Source organism: Bacillus sp. FSL R5-0512, from assembly GCF_038593295.1.
Lineage (GTDB): Bacteria > Bacillota > Bacilli > Bacillales > Bacillaceae > Bacillus > Bacillus safensis.
In genome coordinates this window covers 2,083,918-2,108,389 of sequence record NZ_CP151982.1, presented here as the reverse complement: position 1 = coordinate 2,108,389, position 24,472 = coordinate 2,083,918, and the positions used below count along the sequence as shown (strand labels likewise).

General features: G+C 41.4%; 30 protein-coding genes, 1 pseudogene and 1 riboswitch. Of the genes and pseudogenes, 27 read left to right on the top strand and 4 right to left on the bottom strand.

Annotated elements, in window-relative coordinates:
* Window positions 1-6 precede the first annotated feature (6 nt).
* From sigF to lysA, 9 genes are all read left to right on the top strand, one after another.
* The gene (sigF, locus tag NSQ25_RS10725; protein ID WP_024422864.1) at window positions 7-774 is read left to right on the top strand and encodes an RNA polymerase sporulation sigma factor SigF; all 768 of its coding nucleotides are present in this window, start codon (window positions 7-9) and stop codon (window positions 772-774) included.
* Between the two features lie 114 nt (window positions 775-888).
* A complete protein-coding gene (locus NSQ25_RS10720; protein WP_326136250.1) occupies window positions 889-1,509 on the top strand; it encodes a stage V sporulation protein AA in 621 nt (206 codons plus the stop codon).
* Window positions 1,499-1,915 (top strand): stage V sporulation protein AB, encoded by a 417-nt coding sequence (locus NSQ25_RS10715; protein ID WP_034280358.1) that lies wholly within the window; start codon window positions 1,499-1,501, stop codon window positions 1,913-1,915. The genes NSQ25_RS10720 and NSQ25_RS10715 overlap by 11 nt, the downstream gene beginning before the upstream one ends.
* 20 nt (window positions 1,916-1,935) lie before the next feature.
* Entirely contained in the window at window positions 1,936-2,388 is a 453-nt protein-coding gene (spoVAC, locus tag NSQ25_RS10710) for a stage V sporulation protein AC (RefSeq protein WP_034280360.1), read from the top strand.
* A gap of 12 nt (window positions 2,389-2,400) precedes the next feature.
* Window positions 2,401-3,417, top strand: coding sequence for a stage V sporulation protein AD (gene spoVAD, locus NSQ25_RS10705; protein ID WP_034280361.1), 1,017 nt, complete (start codon window positions 2,401-2,403; stop codon window positions 3,415-3,417).
* Window positions 3,417-3,767, top strand: a complete 351-nt coding sequence (gene spoVAE, locus NSQ25_RS10700) for a stage V sporulation protein AE (RefSeq protein WP_024422860.1) — start codon at window positions 3,417-3,419, stop codon at window positions 3,765-3,767. The genes spoVAD and spoVAE overlap by 1 nt, the downstream gene beginning before the upstream one ends.
* A gap of 6 nt (window positions 3,768-3,773) precedes the next feature.
* A complete protein-coding gene (locus NSQ25_RS10695; protein WP_046311665.1) occupies window positions 3,774-4,382 on the top strand; it encodes a stage V sporulation protein AE in 609 nt (202 codons plus the stop codon).
* A complete protein-coding gene (locus NSQ25_RS10690; RefSeq protein WP_087975842.1) occupies window positions 4,327-5,808 on the top strand; it encodes a spore germination protein in 1,482 nt (493 codons plus the stop codon). The genes NSQ25_RS10695 and NSQ25_RS10690 overlap by 56 nt, the downstream gene beginning before the upstream one ends.
* Window positions 5,809-5,923: 115 nt before the next feature.
* Window positions 5,924-7,249 (top strand): diaminopimelate decarboxylase, encoded by a 1,326-nt coding sequence (gene lysA, locus NSQ25_RS10685; RefSeq protein WP_034280367.1) that lies wholly within the window; start codon window positions 5,924-5,926, stop codon window positions 7,247-7,249.
* Window positions 7,250-7,287: 38 nt separating this feature from the next.
* Here the strand turns inward: lysA and NSQ25_RS10680 are convergent, their stop codons facing one another.
* A complete protein-coding gene (locus NSQ25_RS10680) occupies window positions 7,288-8,172 on the bottom strand; it encodes a DUF1002 domain-containing protein (protein WP_326136251.1) in 885 nt (294 codons plus the stop codon).
* A gap of 321 nt (window positions 8,173-8,493) precedes the next feature.
* On the opposite strand from NSQ25_RS10680, the gene NSQ25_RS10675 reads away from it, so the two are divergent.
* Window positions 8,494-8,931, top strand: coding sequence for a peptidylprolyl isomerase (locus NSQ25_RS10675; protein WP_008359679.1), 438 nt, complete (start codon window positions 8,494-8,496; stop codon window positions 8,929-8,931).
* 30 nt (window positions 8,932-8,961) lie between these two features.
* Here NSQ25_RS10675 and NSQ25_RS10670 read toward each other — a convergent pair whose 3' ends face one another.
* Window positions 8,962-10,185 carry an MFS transporter gene (locus NSQ25_RS10670; protein ID WP_326136656.1) on the bottom strand — a complete coding sequence of 408 codons (1,224 nt, stop codon included), beginning with the start codon at window positions 10,183-10,185 and terminating at the stop codon, window positions 8,962-8,964.
* A gap of 320 nt (window positions 10,186-10,505) precedes the next feature.
* Between NSQ25_RS10670 and NSQ25_RS10665 the strand changes: the two genes are divergently transcribed.
* The 7 genes and pseudogenes from NSQ25_RS10665 (at window position 10,506) to NSQ25_RS10635 (ending at window position 14,861) form a co-directional block, all read left to right on the top strand.
* Entirely contained in the window at window positions 10,506-11,087 is a 582-nt protein-coding gene (locus NSQ25_RS10665; protein WP_251232027.1) for a TetR/AcrR family transcriptional regulator, read from the top strand.
* 215 nt (window positions 11,088-11,302) lie between these two features.
* The gene (locus NSQ25_RS10660) at window positions 11,303-11,539 is read left to right on the top strand and encodes a DUF2164 domain-containing protein (protein ID WP_061109305.1); all 237 of its coding nucleotides are present in this window, start codon (window positions 11,303-11,305) and stop codon (window positions 11,537-11,539) included.
* 229 nt (window positions 11,540-11,768) lie between these two features.
* Entirely contained in the window at window positions 11,769-12,113 is a 345-nt protein-coding gene (locus NSQ25_RS10655; protein ID WP_008344451.1) for a hypothetical protein, read from the top strand.
* A gap of 106 nt (window positions 12,114-12,219) precedes the next feature.
* Window positions 12,220-12,361, top strand: a riboswitch (FMN riboswitch).
* Window positions 12,362-12,614: 253 nt separating this feature from the next.
* Complete coding sequence (ribE, locus tag NSQ25_RS10650; protein WP_024422851.1) at window positions 12,615-13,265, top strand: riboflavin synthase; 651 nt, start codon at window positions 12,615-12,617, stop codon at window positions 13,263-13,265.
* A gap of 11 nt (window positions 13,266-13,276) precedes the next feature.
* A pseudogene (gene ribB, locus NSQ25_RS10645) lies at window positions 13,277-13,855 on the top strand (3,4-dihydroxy-2-butanone-4-phosphate synthase); the annotation flags it as partial.
* A 74-nt stretch (window positions 13,856-13,929) separates the two neighbouring features.
* Window positions 13,930-14,394 carry a 6,7-dimethyl-8-ribityllumazine synthase gene (gene ribE, locus NSQ25_RS10640; RefSeq protein WP_029706184.1) on the top strand — a complete coding sequence of 155 codons (465 nt, stop codon included), beginning with the start codon at window positions 13,930-13,932 and terminating at the stop codon, window positions 14,392-14,394.
* A 113-nt stretch (window positions 14,395-14,507) separates the two neighbouring features.
* Entirely contained in the window at window positions 14,508-14,861 is a 354-nt protein-coding gene (locus tag NSQ25_RS10635) for a GNAT family N-acetyltransferase (protein WP_024422850.1), read from the top strand.
* A gap of 24 nt (window positions 14,862-14,885) precedes the next feature.
* Here the strand turns inward: NSQ25_RS10635 and NSQ25_RS10630 are convergent, their stop codons facing one another.
* On the bottom strand, window positions 14,886-15,410 hold the full coding sequence (locus NSQ25_RS10630) for a DUF309 domain-containing protein (RefSeq protein WP_065214671.1): 525 nt from the start codon (window positions 15,408-15,410) through the stop codon (window positions 14,886-14,888).
* Window positions 15,411-15,500: 90 nt separating this feature from the next.
* Window positions 15,501-15,593 (bottom strand): YjcZ family sporulation protein, encoded by a 93-nt coding sequence (locus tag NSQ25_RS10625; RefSeq protein ID WP_012010430.1) that lies wholly within the window; start codon window positions 15,591-15,593, stop codon window positions 15,501-15,503.
* Between the two features lie 209 nt (window positions 15,594-15,802).
* Here NSQ25_RS10625 and NSQ25_RS10620 point away from each other — a divergent pair, with 209 nt between their 5' ends.
* From NSQ25_RS10620 to ccsB, 10 genes are all read left to right on the top strand, one after another.
* Complete coding sequence (locus NSQ25_RS10620) at window positions 15,803-16,561, top strand: segregation/condensation protein A (RefSeq protein ID WP_034280379.1); 759 nt, start codon at window positions 15,803-15,805, stop codon at window positions 16,559-16,561.
* Entirely contained in the window at window positions 16,551-17,144 is a 594-nt protein-coding gene (scpB, locus tag NSQ25_RS10615; RefSeq protein ID WP_024422847.1) for an SMC-Scp complex subunit ScpB, read from the top strand. Before NSQ25_RS10620 ends, scpB begins: the two co-directional genes overlap by 11 nt.
* A gap of 113 nt (window positions 17,145-17,257) precedes the next feature.
* A complete protein-coding gene (locus NSQ25_RS10610; protein ID WP_041117855.1) occupies window positions 17,258-17,737 on the top strand; it encodes a YpuI family protein in 480 nt (159 codons plus the stop codon).
* 113 nt (window positions 17,738-17,850) lie between these two features.
* Window positions 17,851-19,002, top strand: a complete 1,152-nt coding sequence (locus tag NSQ25_RS10605; RefSeq protein WP_326134802.1) for a D-alanyl-D-alanine carboxypeptidase family protein — start codon at window positions 17,851-17,853, stop codon at window positions 19,000-19,002.
* The gene (locus NSQ25_RS10600) at window positions 18,990-19,577 is read left to right on the top strand and encodes a nucleoside recognition domain-containing protein (RefSeq protein ID WP_034280382.1); all 588 of its coding nucleotides are present in this window, start codon (window positions 18,990-18,992) and stop codon (window positions 19,575-19,577) included. The genes NSQ25_RS10605 and NSQ25_RS10600 overlap by 13 nt, the downstream gene beginning before the upstream one ends.
* Before the next feature lie 4 nt (window positions 19,578-19,581).
* A complete protein-coding gene (locus NSQ25_RS10595; protein WP_024422843.1) occupies window positions 19,582-20,118 on the top strand; it encodes a spore maturation protein in 537 nt (178 codons plus the stop codon).
* A gap of 135 nt (window positions 20,119-20,253) precedes the next feature.
* Complete coding sequence (rluB, locus tag NSQ25_RS10590) at window positions 20,254-20,988, top strand: 23S rRNA pseudouridine(2605) synthase RluB (RefSeq protein ID WP_024422842.1); 735 nt, start codon at window positions 20,254-20,256, stop codon at window positions 20,986-20,988.
* A 90-nt stretch (window positions 20,989-21,078) separates the two neighbouring features.
* The gene (locus NSQ25_RS10585; RefSeq protein ID WP_047204114.1) at window positions 21,079-21,609 is read left to right on the top strand and encodes a thiol-disulfide oxidoreductase ResA; all 531 of its coding nucleotides are present in this window, start codon (window positions 21,079-21,081) and stop codon (window positions 21,607-21,609) included.
* Window position 21,610: 1 nt separating this feature from the next.
* On the top strand, window positions 21,611-23,290 hold the full coding sequence (locus NSQ25_RS10580; protein ID WP_326136252.1) for a cytochrome c biogenesis protein ResB: 1,680 nt from the start codon (window positions 21,611-21,613) through the stop codon (window positions 23,288-23,290).
* Window positions 23,274-24,452 carry a c-type cytochrome biogenesis protein CcsB gene (ccsB, locus tag NSQ25_RS10575; RefSeq protein ID WP_041117853.1) on the top strand — a complete coding sequence of 393 codons (1,179 nt, stop codon included), beginning with the start codon at window positions 23,274-23,276 and terminating at the stop codon, window positions 24,450-24,452. Before NSQ25_RS10580 ends, ccsB begins: the two co-directional genes overlap by 17 nt.
* The last annotated feature ends 20 nt before the right edge of the window (window positions 24,453-24,472 follow it).

Below are 24,472 nucleotides of genomic sequence, written 5' to 3'. Positions count from 1 at the left end.
GCTCATATGGATGTGGAGGTAAAAAAGCAAGCTAAAAAAGCCCAGCTGTCAAATGATGAAGTCAAAGAGCTCATCAAAAAAAGCCAAGACGGTGATCAGCAAGCAAGAGACCTCCTCGTAGAAAAAAACATGCGTCTTGTTTGGTCCGTTGTTCAGCGCTTTTTAAATAGGGGATATGAACCAGATGATCTGTTTCAGATTGGCTGTATTGGACTGCTGAAATCTGTTGATAAATTTGATTTGTCATATGATGTAAAGTTTTCAACGTACGCCGTTCCCATGATCATTGGTGAGATTCAGCGATTCATTCGGGATGATGGAACGGTCAAAGTCAGCCGGTCATTAAAGGAACTCGGAAATAAAATTCGGCGGGCAAGGGATGAATTGTCTAAGTCTCATGGAAGAATGCCGACCGTTCAGGAAATTGCCGAATACCTTGATATCACACCAGAGGATGTCGTCCTCGCCCAAGAAGCGGTACGCTCCCCATCATCCATTCATGAAACGGTGTATGAAAATGATGGGGATCCGATTACATTGCTTGATCAAATTGCTGATCATTCTGAGGAAAGATGGTTTGACAAAATCGCACTGAAAGAAGCGATCAAGGAATTAGAAGAACGGGAAAAACTCATTGTGTATTTAAGGTATTATAAAGATCAGACACAATCTGAGGTTGCAGAAAGACTTGGCATTTCACAAGTACAAGTCTCACGGCTTGAAAAGAAAATTTTAAAACAAATCCAAATGCAAATGGATCAAAAAGACAGCTAGCCAATTCGGCTGGCTTTTTTTGTGTGGTAATTACCGGTAAATCAAGTTCTATCAGTATGAGAACCATTTTTCACCACATACTATTTTTAACCCATCGTATAGGAAGTGACTTGGATGGACGGACAAATCTTTATTCGGCTGCGCCATCGAATCAAGACCGGTATTGATCAGCTCATTTATTTAGAGGATATCTCCCAAATCACTGGTGATGAGTTTGCTGTGCAAAAGCTTAGCAAAATGCCGGTGTATCATGTCAGCAAAAAGGATCGTCACATCGTCGTACTTGATATCATGCATGTCGTCAAAACGATCAAAAAAACGTGGCCGGATATCGACATTCAAACCGTCGGCGGCTCTGAAGCTATTGTTGAAATTGATACAGGCAAACGCCAGCTTTCTCCCGTTTTATTTGTGTTTGTATGGCTCCTATTATTTGTCGGAGCGGCCCTTGCCATTATGAATTTCCACGAGGATGTCAGTATGCGGCTCGTTCATATCCGTCTATATGAAATGATCACTGGAAAAACGGTTGAGCATCCGTATTTATTACAAATTCCATATAGCTTTGGACTCGGCTTTGGCATGATTTTGTTTTTCAATCATGTATTTAAAAAGCGTTTAAATGAAGAACCAAGTCCGCTAGAGGTGGAAATGTTTAAATATCAGCTTGATCTCGATCATTACGTCGCACTCAACGAAAATAAAGAAACATTGAAAGATATCCATGATCGGTAAATGGCTGTTTGTTGTACTCGTTGGACTTGGCGGCGGTTTAACGGTCGGAGCAGGATTTGTGGCATTTCTTACAGTGCTTGGCATCATTCCCCGCTTAATGCAATTAACCAAAACGCAGCGCTTCATACAAGGGTACGAGGCGGCTGTCATTAGCGGTGCAGTCGTTGGCGGCTGGGCCACCTTAAGTCAAATACATCTGCATTTAACCAAATGGCTGGCACTGCCGGTCGGTCTTTTATCAGGTATCTTTGTCGGCATGCTTGCAGCTGCACTCACTGAAGTATTAAATGTACTTCCTATATTAACGAAAAGAATTGGAATGGACGGGAAAATTGTTTTGCTGCTCATGGCCATCGTCTTAGGAAAGGTATTTGGTTCACTATTTCATTGGCTTATTTATATTTAAGAAATTGGAGGGAACAACACGTGTCGAGTTTAAAAGAGAACTATCCATCTAAGGTAAAAACGTATCAGCCCAAACCTCCTTATGTCATCAACTGCATCAAGGCGTTTTTAGTTGGCGGCTTAATCTGTCTGATAGGTGAGGGGCTGCAAAATTTCTATATCCATTTTTTTGATTTTAACGAAAAGACAGCAGGGAATCCGACGGTGGCAACCCTCATTTTAATTTCTTCTCTATTAACGGGTATCGGTATTTACGATAGAATCGGCCAGTTTGCTGGAGCCGGATCGGCCGTACCAGTGACAGGCTTTGCTAACAGTATGACAAGTGCTGCCCTTGAGCATAAAAGTGAAGGGCTTGTTTTAGGTGTTGCCACAAATATGTTTAAACTCGCTGGGAACGTCATTGTGTTTGGTGTCGTTTCCGCATATGTCGTAGGGATCATTCGATACGTCTTTGAAAAGATGTTTTCGTAGGAGGAATGAAAGGTGAAACTAACAGGTAAACAATCTTGGGTATTTGAGCACAAGCTTTATGTCAATGCAGAAGGAACTGCTGCAGGACCGAAAGAAAAAGAAGGCCCGATTGGCCATTTAATTGATAAAACGTATGATGAAATGCACTGTGATCAAAAGAATTGGGAAATGGCTGAAAGGAAGCTCATGGATGATGCGATATCAACCGCTTTATCAAAAGCAAATTTGCAAAAAAGCGATATTGACCTGTTGCTGGCTGGAGATTTACTCAATCAGAACGTCACTGCAAACTATGTGGCAAGAGAGCTGAAGATCCCGTTTCTTTGCTTGTTTGGGGCATGCTCGACTTCAATGGAATCGGTTGCCATTGCGTCAGCGCTCATTGATGGCGGTTTTGCAAATAGAGCCATTGCAGCGACAAGCAGCCATAATGCGACGGCAGAACGCCAATTTCGTAATCCGACAGAATACGGCGGACAAAAGCCCGATACAGCAACAAGTACAGTGACAGGAAGCGGAGCTGTTATTATCAGCCAAGAAATCTCTGACATTCAAATTACAAGCGCAACAGTAGGCAGGGTCATGGATCTTGGCATTACAGATCCATTTGATATGGGATCGGCCATGGCACCGGCAGCGGCAGACACCATCAAGCAGCATTTAGAAGACTTAGGAAGAACAGTAGATGATTACGATCTGATTTTAACTGGTGATTTATCAGGCATTGGTTCACCGATCTTAAAGGATCTTCTGAAAGAAGACGGCATTCAGCTTGGGCGAAAGCACGATGATTGCGGTTTAATTATCTATACACCCGACCAAAACGTATTCGCAGGAGGCAGCGGCTGTGCTTGTTCAGCTATTGTGACATTTAGTCATATTTTTCAAGAAATGAAAGCAGGGAATTTGCAAAGAGTACTTGTTGTGGCAACCGGGGCGTTACTCAGCCCGATGATGGTTCAGCAAAAAGAGACCATTCCAACCATTGCGCACGGTGTCGTATTTGAGCGTGCAGGAGGAGAGAGCTAATGGATTATCTTATCGCTTTTGTGGCAGGCGGACTTATTTGCGTCATTGGCCAGCTTTTACTAGACGTACTTAAACTCACGCCTGCACATGTCATGACTACTTTTGTTGTAGCGGGTACCATTTTAGATGGATTCGGTATTTATGATAAATTTATTGAATTTGCAGGTGCGGGCGCCACCGTACCAATCGTCAGCTTTGGTCATAGCTTGCTTCATGGGGCAATGCATCAGGCAGATGTACATGGATTCATCGGCATCGGTATCGGTATTTTTGAATTAACCTCTGCTGGAATATCAGCTGCGATTTTATTCTCATTTATTGTCGCACTTATCTTTAAACCGAAAGGATAACCGAATATGGGGCAAAGACGGAAAGTCATTTTAGTGACAGACGGAGATATATATGCTGCCAAAACCATAGAGCTTGCTGCTAAAAACGTCGGCGGACGATGTATTTCCAGCTCAAAAGGAAATCCAAGCAAACGGACAGGACCTGAACTTGTTCAGATGATTTTAAAAACGCCGTATGATCCAGTCTTTGTGATGTTTGATGATTCTGGTCTGACAGGTGAAGGAACAGGGGAGACGGCGATGAAACATGTGGCGCGCCACCCTGAAATCGAAGTTATTGGTGCGATCGCAGTTGCATCCAAGACGCATCAAGCAGAATGGACAAAGGTTCATGTCTCGATTGACCGGGAAGGTGAACTGACAGAATATGGTGTCGACAAACACGGTCTTCCCGAAATGGAGCCCCATAAAATGAGCGGGGATACAGTGTATTGCCTTGACTCCCTCAACCTTCCGTTAGTTGTCGGGATTGGAGATATTGGCAAGATGGGACGAAAAGATGATCTGAGCAAGGGATCTCCAATCACGATGAAAGCAGTGGAATTAATACTAGAAAGGAGTGGTTACCATGAAGAAAGACAAGGTAAACGTGTACCGAGACCCGAAGAAAAATGAAGATTACTTCAAGGAAAATGTCGGGATGGGTCTCAGCTTTGACCTTGGTGTTCGGAAAATTTATATACACGATCAGGAAATCCAGCTTTACTATGTAAACGGATTGTGTGATACACAGTATGTCATCTACTTATTAAAGGAACTAATCGAAATCAATGACAACGAACCTGAATCAGATGATCTTGCACATGTAGTCGAGAACCGCCTTGTCAATCAGCAGGTGTCCAAGGTAGAAACGCTGGATGAAGCAGTGGATCAAGTACTGTCTGGGCTTGTAGCAGTCGTTGTAGAAGGTGAAAACTACGCCTTTATCATTGATGTTAGAAGCTATCCTGGCAGAATGCCTGAGGAGCCGGATACAGAAAAGGTGGTCCGGGGAGCAAGGGACGGCTTTGTTGAAAACATTATTGTAAACACAGCGCTGATTCGAAGAAGAGTACGGGATGAAAAGCTGCGATACAAAATGCTCAAAGTAGGCGAACGTTCAAAAGCGGATGTCTGTGTTTGCTATATTGAAGATATTGCAGACCCTGACTTAGTAGATATTATAGAAAAAGAAGTATCAGGAATCAAAGTCGATGGGTTGACGATGTCTGATAAAACGATTGAAGAATTTATTATTAAGCAAGGATATAATCCCTTTCCGCTAGTGCGTTACACCGAGCGTCCAGATGTCGCCGCTAACCACATATTAGAAGGGCATGTCATCATCATTACGGATACATCCCCTAGTGTCATCATTACACCAACCACTATTTTTCACCACGTTCAGCATGCAGAAGAATACCGCCAGGCACCTGCCGTTGGTACATTCTTAAGATGGGTACGCTTTTTAGGCATTTTATGTTCTACCTTTCTTTTGCCGATTTGGTTTCTTTTTATCCTCGAACCAAATCTCCTGCCAGACAATTTAAGCTATATTGGATTTAACAAACCTTCTCATATCCCTGTGATTCTCCAAGTATTTCTTGCTGATTTCGGGGTGGAATTTTTAAGGATGGCTGCGATTCATACGCCAACCGCATTGTCGACCGCCATGGGGCTGATCGCGGCTGTTTTAATTGGACAAATCGCCATTGATGTTGGTTTATTTACACCAGAGGTCATCTTATACGTCTCGCTGGCAGCGATCGGTACCTTTACAACGCCAAGCTATGAACTGAGTGTCGCCAATAAGATTGTAAGGCTCATCATCCTAGCACTAGTAGCGATCTTTAAGCTGAATGGACTCATCATTGGTTTTACGTTGTTAATCATTTATTTAACATCCATTCGTTCATTGCAGACGCCTTATATGTGGCCGTTCATTCCTTTTAATGGAAAGGCTTTGTGGCAAGTGCTAATTCGGACGTCTGTTCCTGGCTCAAAAGTAAGGCCGAGCATCGTTCACCCTCAAAACAGATCAAAAATTCCGCCAAATTCTTAACGCTCATTGAAAGTGGCTGAAGATTGTGATATTGTATTTTTAACTTTGAGACACGGCAAAAGGCAGCTCACGCAGCTGCCTTTTTTCAGCCGAAGCGGAGAAAGAGGGAATGACATTGTATTTACACGGCACTTGCAGACAAAATGAACTCGGTCATTTAGAAATTGGTGGTGTTGATGCTGTTTCTTTAGCTGAAACGTATGGGACACCACTTTATGTATATGATGTGGCTTTAATACGGGAGCGCGCAAAAAGCTTTCAAAAAGCGTTTATAGAAGAAGAATTAACGGCGCAGGTAGCATATGCGAGTAAAGCATTTTCCTCCATCGCCATGTTTCAGCTTGCCAAAGAAGAAGGATTATCTCTTGATGTCGTATCAGGCGGTGAGCTTCACACAGCCATTTGCGCTGGATTCCCAGTAGAAAAAATTCATTTCCATGGCAATAATAAAAGCAGAGAAGAATTAAAAATGGCTTTAGAGCATGGGATCGGCTGTATTGTTGTGGATAATTTCTATGAAATGAAGCTCATTGAACAGCTTGGTCAAGAGCTGTCAAAAAAAGTCAAAGTATTGCTCCGCATCACGCCTGGTGTCGAAGCGCATACGCATGATTACATTACGACAGGTCAAGAGGATTCAAAATTTGGCTTTGATCTTCACAATGGACAAGCAGATGAAGCGGTGAAACAAGTGCTTGGTTCAGAAGTGATCGAGCTTTTAGGTGTTCATTGTCATATCGGTTCACAAATTTTTGATACGGCTGGTTTTGTCCTTGCAGCAGATAAAATCTTTTTGAAGCTGGATGAATGGAGAGAATCATTTGGTTTTATTTCTACAGTATTAAACTTAGGCGGCGGTTTTGGGATTCGTTATACAGAAGAGGATGAACCACTTCCTGCAACAGAATATGTCGAGAAAATTATCCAAGCTGTGAAAGAGAACGTTGCCCGCTATGAGTTTGATATGCCAGAGATTTGGATAGAACCAGGCCGTTCTCTTGTTGGAGATGCAGGGACGACTCTTTATACGATCGGATCATCAAAACATGTACCTGGCATCCGCGATTATGTGGCGATAGATGGCGGAATGAGTGATAACATTCGTCCAGCTTTATATCAAGCGAAATATGAAGCCGCAAGTGCCAACAAAATGAGCCAAACGCATGATCAAACGGTTTCAATTGCCGGTAAATGCTGTGAAAGTGGAGATATGCTCATTTGGGATATCGATCTGCCAGAATTATCACAAGGGGATTTATTAGCTGTCTTTTGTACCGGAGCTTACGGCTATAGTATGTCAAACAACTATAACCGTATCCCGCGCCCAGCTGTTGTGTTTGTAGAAGACGGGGAAGCGCAGCTTGTGGTTGAGCGTGAAACATATGAGGACATTGTCAAACTTGATTTACCGTATCAATCAAAAGTGAAATCATCTACTTAAAAAAGCCGCCTGGTGTTCAGGCAGCTTTTTTTCATGAATTATTTTCCTCCAGTGAATACAGAAACGATCGCGTTCCAAATGGAGACAAAGAAATCCCAAATCTTTTGAAGAAGGTTTTTCCCTTCATCCGATTCTATGAATTTAGTAATCTTGTCTTTTGCTTTATCAATTTGAGATCCTACTTGATTCCAATCGATATTGATGTTTTTCATTTTATCAAATAGCGAGACAAGCTGATCTTTTTGATCCTGCGTCAGATTTAAGTTCAATTCAGAAGCAGCCTGATCCACTTTTTCTTCTACTTCTTTTGTGGTTTTAGGAACACCATTTTTTGCAATGTCATCTTTGATTTTTGCAATAAGGGCAGAAGCGTTGTCTTTTCCGATAGAGTCACCCAATTTAGAAGTTGTCACAAGCTCTTCGTTTGCCACCTGCTTCACATCTTCTGGAATGGCTTTGTCGCTTGACACCTCATACGCTTTTAGTAAGCCCGTCAGTGCCGCTGTACCAGATACTTCAAATGGAGCAGTCACGACAACCTTGGCATCTTTGACACCTGCTGTCATTAAAGCATTTAAATACATCTCATCTGTAATGGTCTTGATGTTGTGTGTATCCACAGTCAGACCAGTACCTGATTTTTCAATGGTGATCGATGAAGATGATAATGCTCTCGTCCCGATTTGAGAACGAGGGATATACTTTCCTAAATATTCGTGCTCTTCTTTATTGGTTACTTCAATTTTTGTCGCATTTTCAGGTGGGTTCAACTCGTCAAGCACCTTCTGGCGATCAGCCGGTGTTAGGTCTTGCCCGAGTGTGACGATGACATCGCCGACAGCTGCATCCGCTAAGCTGACTTTTGGCGCACCAATTAGGAAAAGGAGCGCTGCCATCATACCAAGCATCATTTTTTTAAACATGTTGACCTCCTTCAAGTCGAAAGCGTTCCTCTTTCAAGAGAAACTCATCTTTTGAGTACACGTGTTGAAGTGCACTCCATCATATAGACGTAACAAATTGGCTCGACGTTTCAATTTTCTTTTTAAGATGTGTTCCTTTTCCAATAAATGAAGACATGTCATTTAGTCAAATATCATTTTATTAGGAAAAAAGAATCAAGCAACCCTATTTTATCAATCATCAGTTAAGAGGTAAATGACAATCGAAGAGCAGGGGATGTTTAACATCACCGAAAATGTGCTATAATGAGCGTTGTTTAACCTGAAAGGAGAATGTGAAAAATGGCGAAAAAAGGATACATACAATTAACGAATGGAAAGAAAATTGAGTTTGAACTTTACCCAGAGGCTGCTCCAGGTACAGTAGCAAACTTTGAAAAATTAGCGAATGAAGGCTTCTACGATGGATTAAAATTCCACCGCGTGATTCCAGGTTTCGTCAGCCAAGGCGGCGACCCAAACGGTAATGGAACGGGTGGTCCTGGTTACACAATTAAATGTGAAACAGAAGGAAATCCACATCAGCACGAAAGAGGTTCATTATCAATGGCGCATGCTGGTAAAGACACAGGCGGCAGCCAATTCTTTATCGTACATGACCCGCAGCCGCACTTAAACGGTGTTCACACTGTTTTTGGCAAGGTAACATCTGGTATCGAGGCTGTACTTGATATGGAGCAAGGCCAAGGCATGGAAAAAGTTGAAGTTGTAGATGCTTAATCTAAAACACCGCTTAATCGCGGTGTTTTTTTATTTTGTTTCTGATTCTACCGTGATTTGTTTCGTTATGCGGTAGGTGATGAGCCAATACAAAATGGCTAAAGCGCTGATAGAGGCACCAAAAAGACATACTCCGCTCCAGCCATAGGCTGCGTATATGCTGGTTGAAACAATTGAACCGGTCGCACTACCGATGGAGTAAAAAATCATGTAAGCGGCAGTAAGCCGGCTTCTCGCCTCAGGCCGTACTGTAAAAATCATACTCTGATTGGTCACATGTACTGCCTGCACAGACAGGTCAAGAATGATAATGCCAATGACTAATGCAATAAGTGAATATTCAGTCAAACTGATGAAAAACCATGAAATGAATAAGAGGACAAGGGCTATACCGGTTGTGAACTGTCCAAAACCTCGATCAGCAAGGCTGCCAGCCCGAGCAGCTCCTAACGCTCCGGCTGCCCCAGCAAGACCAAATGCGCCAATAGCAGTATGTGAAAGAGAGTATGGCGCTGTACTGAGAGGCAGCACGAGTGAAGTCCATAACGTACCAAAGACAATAAAAATCAGAAGAGCCAGAATCCCACGGATGCGGAGAATTCGTTCTTGTATAAACAATGTAAACATTGAACGAAGCAGATCAGCATAGGATAATGATTCTCTTTTGCTGTCATCATGCGGGAGCACTCGGAACAATACGCCAGTCAGGATAAGCATGATGACGGCAGAAACAAGATAAACAAACCTCCAGCCAGCAAAATCGGTTAATACACCAGCAAAGGTCCGGGCGAGAAGAATACCGATTACAATTCCACTTTGCACCAAGCCGACTATACGGCCGCGCTCTTCTGGAGCAGCCCAACTTGCTGCAAACGCAACGAGTACCTGAGTGACTACAGCGAGCAGTCCGACCACTGCTAATCCTAGAAATAGGACGGTAATGATAGGAGCAATGCCGACTAGAATGAGGGCAAGCACAGATAAAAGCATCTGACCAATGATGAGCCGGCGTCGATTCAACAGATCACCAAGTGGTACTATCAGTAGCAGCCCCGCTGCATAACAAAGCTGAGTAATCGTAATGACAATACCGATGGATGAATACGTGATACCGAACTCGTCTGCCAGTGAATCTAGTAACGGTTGTGCGAAGTATATGTTTGCAACAGCCATCCCGCACGATGCTGCAAAAAGTAGTGCCATATAGTGAGTCATTTTTGATCCAGGCTTTATTCGAAAATGAGCCGTTTTCATATCAGGATGATCTCTTGGAGTCATTTTATCTTTAACCATTCATTGCATCCTCTCCTTTTTATACTAAAAAGTATAATATATCGATAAGTATAAAATGATTTCTGTTAAGGATAACCAACAAAATGTTTTAAAGTCAAGAGTTTAATCCAGTTATTCTAAGTTAATTTTGAAAGTAAAAAGGTAGTTTGACAATTTTACATGAATAAAATAAAATTATAATGTACTGATTGATAATAAAAAAGAAAATGATATCCTTACAAATAAATAAATGAATAATTGTTTTGGTGAAATGATTTTATTATTGAAAAGAGGAATTGATGATGGTTCGACAGCGTGAGTTTGATGAGGAAAAAGCGTTGGATGATGCAATGGTGCTTTTCTGGGAAAAGGGGTATAGAGCTACAACGTTAAGCGATTTGACTGCAAAAATGGGAATACAGCGGCCAAGCTTATACTCAGCCTTTGGAGATAAAGAGGAGTTATTTGAGGCTGCCTTACGCAAATATACAAAGCAGCATGCAGCCCGTATTCGAACAAAACTTCAAAACAATCAATCTGTAAAGGAAGCATTTCATACATTATTTACAGATGTAGTGGAAGAGGAATACAGGGATGGCCCGAGTAAAGGCTGTTTTTGCATTAATACGATAGTGGAACTTGCTCCACACGAAGAGAAATTTGAAATTCTGACAAGAGAGCATCAGATGTATCTTTCGGTCATATTTGAAGAAAAGATTGTGCAAGGTATTCGCTCGGGTGAGTTCGAAAGCAGCTTGAATGCTAAAGCCTTAGCACAGACACTGGTCGTTTCTTTCATCGGGCTTACCGTCCTCATGAAGTCACGTCCAGAGCGTTCATTTGTAGATCATTCTGTAGCGACGATCCTATCCATTTTAAAATAAAATGGACAACACGCTATGACAGCTTCCGTGAAAAAATCATACAGCATAGTGAAAGCGTATTTGATCCATTACATCAAAATACGCTTTTTCTTATAGGGCAGTCATGCACAGAATATGTTTTTATGATATGATAAGAGAACAAATATTCGTATTCGCGCGGGCTCCAGCACATCCAGAATGCAAATGTAGAAAGCGAAAAGAAAGAAGGGGAGACTTTGAAACCACTCACAAAAGAAGAGAGAAATCAAATGACGATGGCTATTCAGCGTTATTTTGCCGAAGAACGAGAAGAAGAGATTGGTGAATTAGCAGCCATTAATATACTAGAATTTATCACAAAAAACCTTGGAAGCTACTACTATAATCAAGGGGTTCGCGACAGCCGCAGCATCGCTGTTCAGCGGTCACAATTGTTAGAGGAAGACTTATTCGCACTCGAAAAAAGAATATAATGAAAAGCTTGCAGTATGGTGTGTTACGAACTAATAAATAGGAAAAAGACCCCCTTAATAAAGAACGCATATTCGTATCATATGTAATGATTAAGAGGTGGAACCAAAGGGCCATCTGAATCGTTATATAAGTAACCATTAATGAAAATCAGCTTTTTTGGTTTTATTTCAATAAAAGAAGGAATAAAACATACAAATAGGCGAAGTGCAGATGATGGAGGTTCTAAATATGGGGAAAATTAAATTAAAAATTGCGATCTTATTTGTTTTACTGCTTTGTTTAGGCGCAGGTTATTTATACATGAATGGCATGAAAATTGAAGATGTGCCAACAGCTATTGGCGAAAGCTTAACAAATAATGATAAAGATTACACCATCTATGAATATACCATTACGAAAATTGATGGAGATGAATATTACGGTCAAGCGAAGAATGGCACAAAAATCATTTTTAATGGTAAGAAATTTGAAGATGATGTGGCCGATCTAAAAAAAGGAGATCGTATTAAAGCCTACTTTAGTAATGAAAAAAGAATAGATGGGCTGATAAAAGTTGTAAAAGTCGTCAATTAACATGTCTCCTTTCCTATAAGGAGGCTTTTTTTGTGAAGAAATCTTGATTGTTGCATTTGACAACAAGGATCGCTATAATAGCCCCTAAGGACAGCTAAATATCGATTGTATCCTTCGGGGCAGGGTGAAAATCCCGACCGACGGTAATAAAGCAAATGCTTTACAGCCCGTGACCCGTTAATTTATTAACGGTTGATTCAGTGAAAAGCTGAAGCCGACAGTGAAAGTCTGGATGGGAGAAGGATAAAGAAAGCTATGAACGAAAAATATTTGTTGATCATAGTCTTATTTCTGATGCAAAAAAACCACAGCCCCGGAATTTTTTCCGGGGCTTTCTGTATGATTTTGTCGTTAATAGACTGCATACAGTGTTTATTAGGTGATCCCTCATCTACCTTGTATGGACCATAAAAAGCGACGAAGGTGCTCAATCGATCACATGTCCCTAACATCGCTTTTTTTAAAAGTGAGAAATACAAATGAAACGAAAGGGAGGATCACATGTTTACGGGGATAATTGAAGAAGTTGGCACCGTTCAGTCATTAAGTAAAAAGTCAGCAGATGCCATGGAAATTGTCATTACATGCAGCCGTGTGCTGGAAGATGTTCACCTCGGAGACAGTATCGCCATTAATGGAGTATGTCTCACAGTCACTAGCTTCACAAAAGAACAGTTCGCGGCAGATGTGATGCCAGAGACGGTCAAAGCCACATCGCTGGATCAGCTGACAAAAGGCAGTCCAGTGAATTTAGAGCGAGCCATGTCCTCAAATGGACGATTTGGCGGCCACTTTGTCTCAGGCCATGTTGATGGAACGGCTGTCATTACCCGGATAGAAAAGAAGAGTAATGCCATTTACTATGATTTAAAGATGAACAAGACCCTCACAGATATGCTCACCCAAAAGGGTTCGATCGCAATAGATGGTGTCAGCTTGACCATTTTCGATTTGCGAGATTCACATGTCACAGTCTCTATTATTCCTCACACGCTTGAAGGAACTATTTTCCCGACTAAATCTATGGGGGATATCGTGAATATAGAGTGTGACATGATCGGTAAATACATTTATCGCTTTTTAACAAAAGAGCAGAGCGAAAAACAGCCATCTCGATTGACCCCATCATTTCTAAAAGAGCACGGATTCTAGGAGGCGATTGTATGTATCATTCCGTTGATGAGGCAGTAAATGCCCTTAAACAAGGAGAAATCATTATCGTAGTGGATGATGAAGACAGAGAAAATGAAGGAGACTTTGTGGCACTTGCTGAGCATGCCACACCTGAGGTGATTAACTTCATGGCTTTACATGGAAGAGGCCTCATTTGTACGCCAGTCCATGCGTCGATCGCAAAACACCTGAATCTGCATCCAATGGTTGAACATAATACGGATGCACACCATACAGCATTTACAGTAAGCATCGACCATGTGACAACGACAACTGGTATTAGTGCTTTTGAGCGCTCCACGACCATGCTGGCCATGTTAAATAAAGACGCAAAACCAGACGAATTTGCCCGTCCAGGACATGTTTTTCCGCTTATTGCAAAAGAGGGCGGCGTACTAGAAAGACCGGGTCATACAGAGGCGGCGGTTGATCTTGCTAAACTGGCAGGCTCAGAGCCAGCGGGTGTCATATGTGAAATTATGAATGCAAATGGATCAATGGCTCGCGTCCCTGAACTAAAGGAGATCCAAAAACAGCATGATTTAAAGATGCTGACAATCGAAGCATTACAGACATATTTAAACAACAATCGAACAGCCGCTATTGAAACAAAATAAAAATCACAAAAAAGGATGATCAACATATGAATACAATACAAGGTCATGTAGTAGCAGAAGGACTAAAATTTGCAATCGTTGTAGCGAGATTCAATGATTTTATTACAAGTAAACTGTTAGATGGAGCAGAAGATACATTACTCAGACACGGAGCAAATGGTGATGATATCGATGTTGTGTGGGTACCAGGCGCTTTTGAAATCCCGTACATGGCAAAAAAATTAGCAGAAACCAAAAAATATGATGCAGTCATCACACTTGGAACCGTGATTAGAGGCGCAACGACTCACTATGATTACGTTTGTAATGAAGCTGCTAAAGGAATTGCTCAGAGTGCTATGTCAACAGGGGTACCGATTATCTTTGGTGTACTCACAACAGAATCTATTGAACAAGCCATTGAAAGAGCTGGTACAAAAGCAGGAAATAAAGGCAGCGAATCGGCTGCAGCTGCTATTGAAATGGCGAATCTCAATCGAACGTTCTCTTAATTTAGTGAAAAAGAGTTTAAAAACGGTATAAAAATGTTTATAATGTGTGATGAGCAAATGAATCATAAGACATTTGCTGGAAATTAGGATAATTTGAATATTGAGGGGTATATATGTTAATTCGTTACAAGAGGTCTTTTGAAAAAATTGCCATGGGACTTCTGTCCTTTATGCCGGGTGAGAAAGACGTCAAACAGCTTCAGCAGACGATGAAGTCATATGAAATGGATGAAGATCGGCAGCTGTTCCTATGGAAAGATGGCGAAGATATTGTAGGTGCTATTGGTGTGCTCAAAACAGACGACCAAGTACAAATTGAGCATATTAGTGTGAATCCATCCCATCGTGATCAAGGAATCGGCAAGGAAATGGTTTTAGCCGTGGAAGAAATATTTAAAACCAAAACACTCATTCCAAATGAATTAACGCAAGGCTTCTTTCATAAGTGTCACAGCGAATCAAATTAAATATCACACATGTAAAAGCAGAGGCTACAGTCCTCTGCTTTTTTTACGTTCAATCTGCTTTTTTCGTTCAAGCAAAACTTCTGTCCGGTCACGGAGTCTATGTTTTTCGATTAAAAATGTATGGGATAAGTTGCTTTCCTGTCCAAAGAGCAGTCCTTCTTTTTGGGCCATTTCTTGGCATAAAGAAAGAAGTGCTTCATCTTTGATCGGCAGCATCACACTCTCATAGGGCATATCTTCATCCATTTTCTTTTTCAGCGTTCTCAGAAGCATCAGAAATGCCTCATCATCCAGACCGAGATTCGATAATACTGAACGGTTTGATTCTAACAAATGAAGACTGTTAGAAATGAGCCGTTTTGCTCCTTTTCCATTTCCCCGTCTTTGATGATACAAGGCAACAGCGAGCTGAATGAGCCCGACCCAATAGTCTTTGCGCTGCTTAGGGGGATCTTCTTTCCAATATTCCTCTAGAATTTCATGACACTCAAAATAATCTCTTGTCGTATGAAATTCGTGTAAAAAAGCCACGTACGCTTCAGGATACACAGCGGTCATCTCCTTTTCCACTCTCAGTCTAACATATCGAAAAGAAAAGAAGAAAGAGCGTCCCTTTAGTGAAAAGGACGCTCTGTTTCTTTAATAAACCCAAGCCGCGCCAACGATGATCAGCAAGATGAAAAGCACGACAATAAGCGCGAATCCTCCGCCGAAGTTATAGCCATCTCCCATAATGATACGGCCTCCTTTTTCATCAGTTCTGATTACAATGGTATTCTATGTATAAATGCCCTTATTGGTATGGGCGGATCCACTGTTTTTCTTGATTTGCCTAAGGCATTTTGGCCGAAATTATATTGGACGAGAGCTTTATCCTGTCTTATACTAAAGGTTAGCCGGTGAAACGGTACTTAGAAGACAGTAGAAATGGTGAGAAAAAGATGCTGGAATATCAGGTGAAAATAGATTCGTTCGAGGGTCCTTTGGACTTGCTTTTACATTTAATTAACCGGTTGGAAATTGATATTTATGATATTCCCGTCGCTAAAATTACGGAGCAGTATTTATTATATGTCCACACGATGAGGGAGCTTGAGCTCGATGTTGCGAGCGAATATTTGGTCATGGCTGCAACCCTCCTGAGTATTAAAAGCAGAATGCTTCTTCCAAAACAAGAGGAAGAGCTGTTTGATGAAGACCTGCTCGAAGAGGAAGAAGATCCTCGAGAAGAGCTGATTGGCAAATTGATTGAATACCGCAAGTATAAAAATGCAGCACAAGAATTAAAGGAACGCGAAGAAGAAAGGCAAAATGCCTTTACAAAACCACCGAGTGATTTAAGCGAATTTGCAAAAGAATCAGAAGCGAAGGACACAAATTTACACGTAACGGTGTATGATATGTTAGGTGCGTTCCAAAAGGTATTAAATCGAAAGAAAATAACGAAACCAGCACCATCAAAGATTACAAGACAAGAAATCCCGATTGAAGACAAAATGAATGAGATTATGAACCATTTAAGAAAAACAAAAAAGCGGACCAATTTCATGACTCTATTTCAACATGATCAAAAGGAGCACCTTGTCGTGACGTTTCTTGCTGTTCTCGAATTGATGAAAAGTCATCAAATCTTGCTAGAGCAGGAAGGGAACTTTGAAGACATTTATATCATAGGGAGTGAAACGATTCATGACGCTTGATATCGTGAATTGGAAAGCCATCTTAGAAGCGCTGCTGTATGCAGCAGGTGACGAAGGCTTAACAAGAAAACAGCTCATGTCTGTTCTTGAAGTAGATGAGTCGGTATTACTCGACATTATGTCTTCCGTAAAGGAAGAATATCAAAAACAAGAACGAGGGATTGAGCTCATTGAATATGCAGATTCATATATGCTGCTGACGAAAAAAGAATACAGCATGTATTTAAAAAAATTAGTCGAGACACCATCCAAGGGTTTGTCGCAGGCAGCGCTGGAGGTGCTTGCCATTGTTTCTTATAAACAGCCGATTACACGCAGTGAGGTAGAGGAGATTAGAGGAGTCAAATCAGAGCGGGTACTTCATAGCTTAGTAGCCAAAGCACTGCTCTGTGAAGTAGGACGTGCCGATGGTCCGGGACGAGCGATTCTTTATGGGACAACCCCTACCTTTTTAGAGCAATTTGGCTTAAAAGCCTTAGATGAATTACCGCCGCTTCCAGAAAATGTGGAAGCAGACGGGGTACAAGAAGAGGCTGATCTATTTTTTGAAAACTTCAATCAAACATTTGAAGACATAAAATAGTTCAAAAGAAGGAAAAATGTATGATAAAATATAAAAAAGATTTTAGGTCTAAAATCTTTTGATGACAGATAAAATGGTGACAAAGCCATGAGGGGAAGGTAAACACGAAACAAATGGCACATATGAATGTAAAGGCTCAAGTTGATCAAGCAGGCGTCTTTTTATCAAAGGTTGCAATTGAAATGAATGGTTTTCTGAACGAAGCCACCTTATCAAGCTTGAAACGATTAAACCCCGAAGCGGAAGCCTATTATTGTGACATATTGAGTACATTACGGAAGCTTGCAGTGTACAGCGAGGATGCAGCAGCCATTTGCAGGAAAATGGGCCAGCAGCAGACATTCCCGCAGCAGGCCGCACAGCAGATGCTTCACCGTATTTATCATCAATGCATTGAAGAATTTTTCACGCCAAAAAAGGATACATGGTATGAAGACAGCCGATCGGCCTATACAGGAAAAAGCAGCATTGTCTTTCACCATGAAGTATCCGCTGATATGAAACAATTATTTTCTTCATTAGAAAAAGACTTTTTAGCGATGAGAGAAGAGCTGGAATATACGGCATCTCATCAGCAAGTGAAAATGGTATAAGCAACTTGAAGAAGCGCCTCTACATGTAGAGGCGCTTTTTTTTATGGACGAGGCATCATAACTTTTTCAGCTGAGCATACACTTGTACAAAACGGACAAGGACGTGAATGAACATGCCCTATTTAAAAATTGGAACAGCAGTCCTTCTTCTATTTACACTCTTACTGCCTTTTTCTTCACATGCCAAAGCAGACATTTCATTATCAGTGAGTGCAAGAAGCGCCATTTTAATAGATGGACAGTCAGGCAGAGTCCTATTTGGAAAGGACGAGCACGAAAAAAGAAGAATCGCCAGTATTACAAAAATCATGACGGCTGTATTAGCCATTGAATCAGGAAAAATGAAAGATACCGTCAAAGTATCAAAACGTGCGATTGGGGCGGAGGGGTCATCCATTTATTTGAAGGAAGGGCAGAAGGTGAGCTTAGAAGATTTGACATACGGGCTCATGCTGCGTTCTGGAAATGATGCAGCTGTTGCCATTGCAGAGCATGTTGGCGGCAGCTTAGAAGGTTTTATTTTTATGATGAATCAAAAGGCGGCTGAACTAGGAATGGAGAATACGAATTTTCAAAATCCGCACGGACTCGATGATCATAAAAATCATTATTCATCAGCCTATGATATGGCGATCCTAACAAAATACGCAATGAAGCATAAACAATATCAAAAAATTGCCGGTACAACTTTCTATAAAGCGAAGACAATGGAAGGCTATTGGAAAAATAAAAATAAGCTGCTCACCGGTTTATACGAATATTCCACCGGAGGGAAAACAGGATATACAAAGCTTGCAAAACGAACACTTGTCTCCACCGCTGCAAAAGGTGATGCCGAGCTGATCGCTGTGACCATTAATGCACCTGACGACTGGAAGGATCATATTTCTATGTTTGAGTATGCATTTGATCACTATAAAACGTATGTGCTTGCTGAAAAAGGAAGGCTTGCTTCGTTAAAAGGGACCTTTTACGAAAAAAAAGCGTTTATCAAGCGTGATGTGGACTATTTTTTAAATGAAGATGAGAAAAAACTTGTCAAAATTGAAACGGAAATGCTCGCTCCTAAAAAGAAGTGGAAAAAAAACGCCGAAGCCATCCCAGATGTTGTCGGAAAAATGACGATTTTATTAGATGGACAGGTGATCGAGCAATTACCGATTTTTTATGAAAATAAACGAAACCGCATGCCTCAAAAAAGCTTTCAAGAAATGTTTAAGTCTGTCTTTCAGACATCTATAGGCGGATCTTCATGGTCAATCTAATTTGGGTATTTCTCACTGTCATCGGTCTTGTCTATGCGATGTTTAATGGAACGATGCAGGAAGTGAACGAGGCTGTATTTAAAGGCTCAAAAGAAGCGGTTACTATTTCAATTGGTTTGATTAGTGTCCTCGTTTTTTGGCTCGGGCTTATGAAGATTGCCGAAGAGGCAGGGCTGTTAAATTTCTTTAGTAAATTGTGCCGGCCCTTTATTTCAAAGCTATTCCCGGATATTCCGCCTAATCATCCTGCAATGGGGTATATTTTGTCCAATCTCATGGCGAATTTCTTTGGTCTCGGGAATGCCGCTACACCGCTTGGAATTAAGGCGATGGAGCAGATGAAATCATTAAACGGCGGGAAAAATGAAGCAAGCCGTTCTATGATTACATTTCTAGCGGTCAACACATCCTCTATCACACTTGTGCCAACAACCGTCATTGCAATAAGAATGACCTATGGGGCAGATCAGCCAACAGACATTGTAGGGCCAACCATTTTAGCAACACTCATTTCAGGAATCGGTGCAATTATCATCGATCGTTATTTCCACTATCGCAGAAGCAGGCGGGGGTGATCTTGTGGCATTTATTAACTGGCTGTCACTTGCTTTGATACCACTGATCATCGCAGGAATTTTGATTGCTGGAACCATTAAAAAGGTACCAACCTATGAAACATTTGTGGAGGGAGGAAAAGAGGGCATTCAAATTGCCTTTTCAATCATTCCCTATTTAGTCGGTATGCTTGTAGCCATTACGATATTCCGTGCGTCAGGTGCGCTTGATTTTGTTATGGGACTATTAAAACCAGTCTTTACAGCGATTGGTTTCCCGCCAGAAGTGGTGCCGCTTGCGTTTATTCGTCCGATATCAGGAACGGCTGCACTTGGAATGACATCAGACTTGATAGCGACATATGGTCCAGATTCTTTTATTGGCCAGCTTGCAGCTGTCATGCAAGGGTCAACAGACACCACCCTTTACATTTTAACGGTCTATTTTGGAGCAGTCGGCATTAAAAAAATGGGAGATGCGCTGAAAGTAGGTTTGCTAGCAGATCTCATTGGTGTCATTGCATCTGTGATTATCGTCAGTTTGTTATTTAGCGGCGCCTAATCAGGCGCTTTTTTGTATTTCATGGATGGAAAATCGCTTTTTAGCTGAAATTAGACAGACGAAACGCTTATTTTTCCACGAATGCTTGTTTGTTTTAAGTCAAGCAAGTAAGATAGTACATGAGGTGAAAGACAAATGGAACGTTTACAGAAAGTAATTGCACATGCCGGCGTCGCTTCAAGACGAAAGGCTGAAGAATTAATTAAAGAAGGAAGAGTTACCGTTAATGGTCAAACAGTGACAGAGCTCGGAGTGAAGGTGGGCTCTTCAGATAAAATTGAAGTCAATGGATTAAAGCTTGAAAGAGAAGAACCGGTTTACTTTATGCTTTATAAACCGCGCGGCGTCATTTCGGCTGCCGAGGATGATAAAGGACGCAAGGTCGTCACAGATTTCTTTGATGATGTCCCGCAGCGTCTTTATCCAATCGGCCGGTTAGATTATGATACGAGCGGTTTGATTTTGATTACAAATGATGGGGAATTTGCCCATAAGCTCATGCACCCGAAATACGAAATTGATAAAACGTATGCAGCGAAGCTAAAAGGCATTCCTTCAAAGGAACTGCTTAGAAAGCTAGAAAAAGGGATCATGTTAGATCATAAAAAAACAGCACCTGCTCGTGCGAAAATGCTTTCTATTGATAAACGAAAGCAAACTTGTATTGTTCAATTAACCATTCACGAAGGCAGAAACAGACAGGTGCGCCGCATGTTTGAAGCGATTGGACATGATGTGTTAAAGCTAAAAAGGGAGCAATATTCGTTCCTTCATATTGAAGGTATGAGACCAGGAGACCGCAGAGAATTGTCTCCGCATGAAGTAAAGCGCCTGAGAGCAATTGCCGATCATGGGAAAAGCGCTTTTTAATTTTCACATAAACTTCAAAAAATGAAGAAGCATCAAAAGAAGGAGAATGCTATAATTTACCTGAATGTCTATGGGGAAGGGGTACTTCAGATGAAAAAAAGACGGTTTTTCATACGGACGGGCATTCTCCTCGTGATGCTTGCGGCACTATGTTATACAATGTATAACTCAGTATTTGCCAAACAGGATCGAGTCAAAGAAGGATCTATTGCGCCAAACTTTGTCCTTCAATCTGTCGATGGGGATCGGATTGAGTTAAAGGACTTAAAAGGCAAAGGTGTCTTTCTTAATTTTTGGGGTACATGGTGTGGTCCGTGTAAACAAGAATTTCCTTATATGGCGAATCAATATGAAGTGTTCAAGGATCGCGGTGTGGAAATTGTTGCAGTCAATGTTGCGGAATCCAAGATTGCCGTGAAAAATTTTATGGAATCCTATGGCGTGAATTTTCCTGTTGCCATGGATAAAGATCGTCAAGTGACAGAGGCGTATGATATTGGGCAGCTGCCAACTACGCTTTTACTTAATCCTGAAGGCAAGGTAATCAAAGTCATAAAGGGAACGATGACAGAACGTCAAATCTATGAATATATGAATTTGATTAAACCAAAGGGGTCATAGAATGAAAGAGGTAAAGTGCGAGTGTGGACATATTAATCCAATCGGTACTGTTCTATGTGAATCATGCGGGAATTCCATTGCGGCTAAAGAGAAAAACTCTTCAAAGCTGCTTGATATGAGATATGACGGCAGTGCAAGACGCTCGCAAACATACAACAAAACGATTGTTGATAAAGTATGGAACTTTTTTTCTTCCGTTAAAGTGGGTGTGTGGCTGATTGTCATTACACTGCTCGCTTCTTCGCTTGGAACGATTTTTCCGCAGGAGCGATTTATTCCGCCAGGTGCATCTGCTTCCACGTATTATGAAGAGCAATATGGATCGTTTGGCAAGCTGTATTACACACTTGGATTCCATGATCTTTATAATTCTTGGTGGTTTTTAGCTCTTGTCGCATCAATCGGAATCTCCCTTGTCATTTGCAGTCTCGACCGCGTTATTCCTCTTTATCGAGCACTCAAAAACCAAGGGGTTATCAAAAAAGAAGGCTTTATGAGAAGACAGCGTCTGTTTAGCGAGACAGACAAAACATTAGATCAGCATACATATGAAGGCATCATAAGAGCAATGAAACAAAAGCGTTACCGCGTGCGAGAAGAAAATGGGCATATTTTAGCCGAAAAAGGACGTTTTTCACGCTGGGGACCTTACGTCAATCACATTGGACTAATCATCTTTCTCATTGGAGCGATGCTCCGGTTTGTCCCGGGCATGTATGTGGATGAAACGCTTTGGGTCAGAGAAGGGGAAACTGCACCAATTCCAGGTACGGATGGTCAATACTTCTTGAAAAATAATGCGTTTTCAATTGATCGCTATGAAACTGGAAATGAAAAAGAAGTGTTTGAGAATGCCATTGAAAAAGCTGGCGATGGTCAAGTGGTGAAAAGCTATAAAACGGATGCCATTTTATACAAACGTGAAGGAGAAGTTGTATTTGGTGAAAAGCCCAAGCTGAAGCAGGTAACAGAACACGATATCAAAGTGAATGAACCGCTCAAGTTTGACAATTTCTCATTATATCAAGTGGATTTTAAACAAAATGAACTCGATCAAATGGTCTTTCAGCTGATTCGTAAAGATACAGAAAAATCTTTCGGTACAGTGAAGATTAATCTGCTGGAGCCTAAGTCAGAATATGATCTTGGTAGCGGTTACAAAGTCAAGGTGATGAGCTATCTGCCTGATTTTTATTTTGACGATGATGGAACGCCAAGTACGAAAACAAGGAATCCGAATAATCCTGCTTTCGTGTTTGAAATGATTTCTCCTGAAAAACCTAAAGGTGAAAAAAGCTTTGTCGCCATTCAAGAGACAGTAGAGGGTTCTGATAACAATCTATATAAAATGAAGTTTGATCGGGTCGAAACGAAAAACGTCACAGGGTTAACAGTGAGAAAGGATTTAACACTTGGCGTGCTCATAGTAGGCGGAATCATCTTCATGATTGGTGTCGTGCAGGGGATGTATTGGCAGCATAGAAGAATCTGGCTGTCGGCAAAGGATGGAAAAGTATTGGTGGCAGGACATACAAACAAAAACTGGTTCGGCTTAAAGTCCGATCTTGGTGTGTTACTGCACGGCAGTGGCATCAAACAGCCAGTTGATCAAAAAGAACTGCCTGATACAACAAGTATCAGCAAAAGCAAGGGGGAAGGATTAGATGGCGGCAGTCAGTGAAAATCTGTTATTTGCAGCTTTTCTATTTTATTTAGCGGCAGTTCCTTTTTTTGGTGGTGCCATTAAGGGAAAAAAGAAAGAAGAAGGACCGCACAGAAATAAGGCGGCACTCATTGGCATTACGCTTACCATCATCGGTTTTTTGAGCCAGTTGGGTTATTTTATTTCAAGATGGATCGCATCTGGTCATGCACCTGTCAGTAATTTGTTTGAGTTCACAACGGCTTTTGGCATGATGCTGGTGCTTGCATTCATCATTTTATATTTTGTGTATCAAGTGTCTGTACTTGGTTTATTTACACTTCCAATCGCTTTATTGATTATTGCCTATGCAAGTATGTTCCCATCAGATATTTCACCGCTGATTCCTTCACTTCAAAGTAATTGGCTTTATATTCACGTGACAACAGCAGCACTTGGCCAAGCCATTTTAGCCATCAGCTTTGTGGCAGGTGTCATCTTTCTATTAAAGCATGTGGATCAAACAAAGCCAGGGAAGAAGACGTTTGGTTTAGAGCTTGTCATGTTTATGATTGTGGTCACACTTGCATTTATCGCTGTTACGTCTATCTTTAGAATGACAGGATATGAAGCAACATTTAATTGGATTGATAAAAATAAAGAAAAAAGTGAGATGGTCTATGAGCTCCCAGCTCTTGTCGGACCTCATAAAGGGGAGCTTGTGACGGAAGATCGTTTGGAACCGTTTGTTGAGCTGCCGCCTGTTTTTTCAGGTAGAAAGGTCAATACGGTGTTATGGTCATTTGGCGTAGGGCTGATCATATACGGACTCATTCGATTGATCATTCGCAAACGGCTGAGCGCACTGCTTCAACCGCTAGTGAAACAGGTGAACCTAGATTTAGTTGATGAAATTGGGTATAGGGCTGTTTCGATTGGTTTCCCTGTATTTGCGTTAGGCGGGCTGATCTTTGCCATGATCTGGGCGCAAATTGCATGGACTAGGTTTTGGGGCTGGGACCCGAAGGAAGTATGGGCATTGATTACGTTTCTCTTTTATGCTGCCTATCTTCATCTTCGCTTGTCGCGAGGCTGGCATGGTGAAAAGTCCGCATGGCTTGCTGTGATCGGCTTCGCCATTATTATGTTTAATCTCATCTTTGTCAACCTTGTCATTGCGGGGCTTCATTCTTACGCATAATCACAAGGAAAAGCCAACTT

Coding starts and splice junctions, on each gene's coding strand:
- sigF (WP_024422864.1), top strand. CDS start 7: ATGGATGTGGAGGTAAAAAAGCAAGCTAAAAAAGCCCAGCTGTCAAAT.
- NSQ25_RS10720 (WP_326136250.1), top strand. CDS start 889: ATGGACGGACAAATCTTTATTCGGCTGCGCCATCGAATCAAGACCGGT.
- NSQ25_RS10715 (WP_034280358.1), top strand. CDS start 1,499: ATGATCGGTAAATGGCTGTTTGTTGTACTCGTTGGACTTGGCGGCGGT.
- spoVAE (WP_024422860.1), top strand. CDS start 3,417: ATGGATTATCTTATCGCTTTTGTGGCAGGCGGACTTATTTGCGTCATT.
- NSQ25_RS10695 (WP_046311665.1), top strand. CDS start 3,774: ATGGGGCAAAGACGGAAAGTCATTTTAGTGACAGACGGAGATATATAT.
- NSQ25_RS10680 (WP_326136251.1), bottom strand. CDS start 8,172: ATGTTTAAAAAAATGATGCTTGGTATGATGGCAGCGCTCCTTTTCCTA.
- NSQ25_RS10675 (WP_008359679.1), top strand. CDS start 8,494: ATGGCGAAAAAAGGATACATACAATTAACGAATGGAAAGAAAATTGAG.
- NSQ25_RS10670 (WP_326136656.1), bottom strand. CDS start 10,185: ATGAAAACGGCTCATTTTCGAATAAAGCCTGGATCAAAAATGACTCAC.
- NSQ25_RS10665 (WP_251232027.1), top strand. CDS start 10,506: ATGGTTCGACAGCGTGAGTTTGATGAGGAAAAAGCGTTGGATGATGCA.
- NSQ25_RS10655 (WP_008344451.1), top strand. CDS start 11,769: ATGGGGAAAATTAAATTAAAAATTGCGATCTTATTTGTTTTACTGCTT.
- ribE (WP_024422851.1), top strand. CDS start 12,615: ATGTTTACGGGGATAATTGAAGAAGTTGGCACCGTTCAGTCATTAAGT.
- ribE (WP_029706184.1), top strand. CDS start 13,930: ATGAATACAATACAAGGTCATGTAGTAGCAGAAGGACTAAAATTTGCA.
- NSQ25_RS10635 (WP_024422850.1), top strand. CDS start 14,508: ATGTTAATTCGTTACAAGAGGTCTTTTGAAAAAATTGCCATGGGACTT.
- NSQ25_RS10625 (WP_012010430.1), bottom strand. CDS start 15,593: ATGGGAGATGGCTATAACTTCGGCGGAGGATTCGCGCTTATTGTCGTG.
- NSQ25_RS10620 (WP_034280379.1), top strand. CDS start 15,803: ATGCTGGAATATCAGGTGAAAATAGATTCGTTCGAGGGTCCTTTGGAC.
- scpB (WP_024422847.1), top strand. CDS start 16,551: ATGACGCTTGATATCGTGAATTGGAAAGCCATCTTAGAAGCGCTGCTG.
- NSQ25_RS10610 (WP_041117855.1), top strand. CDS start 17,258: ATGGCACATATGAATGTAAAGGCTCAAGTTGATCAAGCAGGCGTCTTT.
- NSQ25_RS10605 (WP_326134802.1), top strand. CDS start 17,851: ATGCCCTATTTAAAAATTGGAACAGCAGTCCTTCTTCTATTTACACTC.
- NSQ25_RS10600 (WP_034280382.1), top strand. CDS start 18,990: ATGGTCAATCTAATTTGGGTATTTCTCACTGTCATCGGTCTTGTCTAT.
- rluB (WP_024422842.1), top strand. CDS start 20,254: ATGGAACGTTTACAGAAAGTAATTGCACATGCCGGCGTCGCTTCAAGA.
- NSQ25_RS10585 (WP_047204114.1), top strand. CDS start 21,079: ATGAAAAAAAGACGGTTTTTCATACGGACGGGCATTCTCCTCGTGATG.
- NSQ25_RS10580 (WP_326136252.1), top strand. CDS start 21,611: ATGAAAGAGGTAAAGTGCGAGTGTGGACATATTAATCCAATCGGTACT.
- ccsB (WP_041117853.1), top strand. CDS start 23,274: ATGGCGGCAGTCAGTGAAAATCTGTTATTTGCAGCTTTTCTATTTTAT.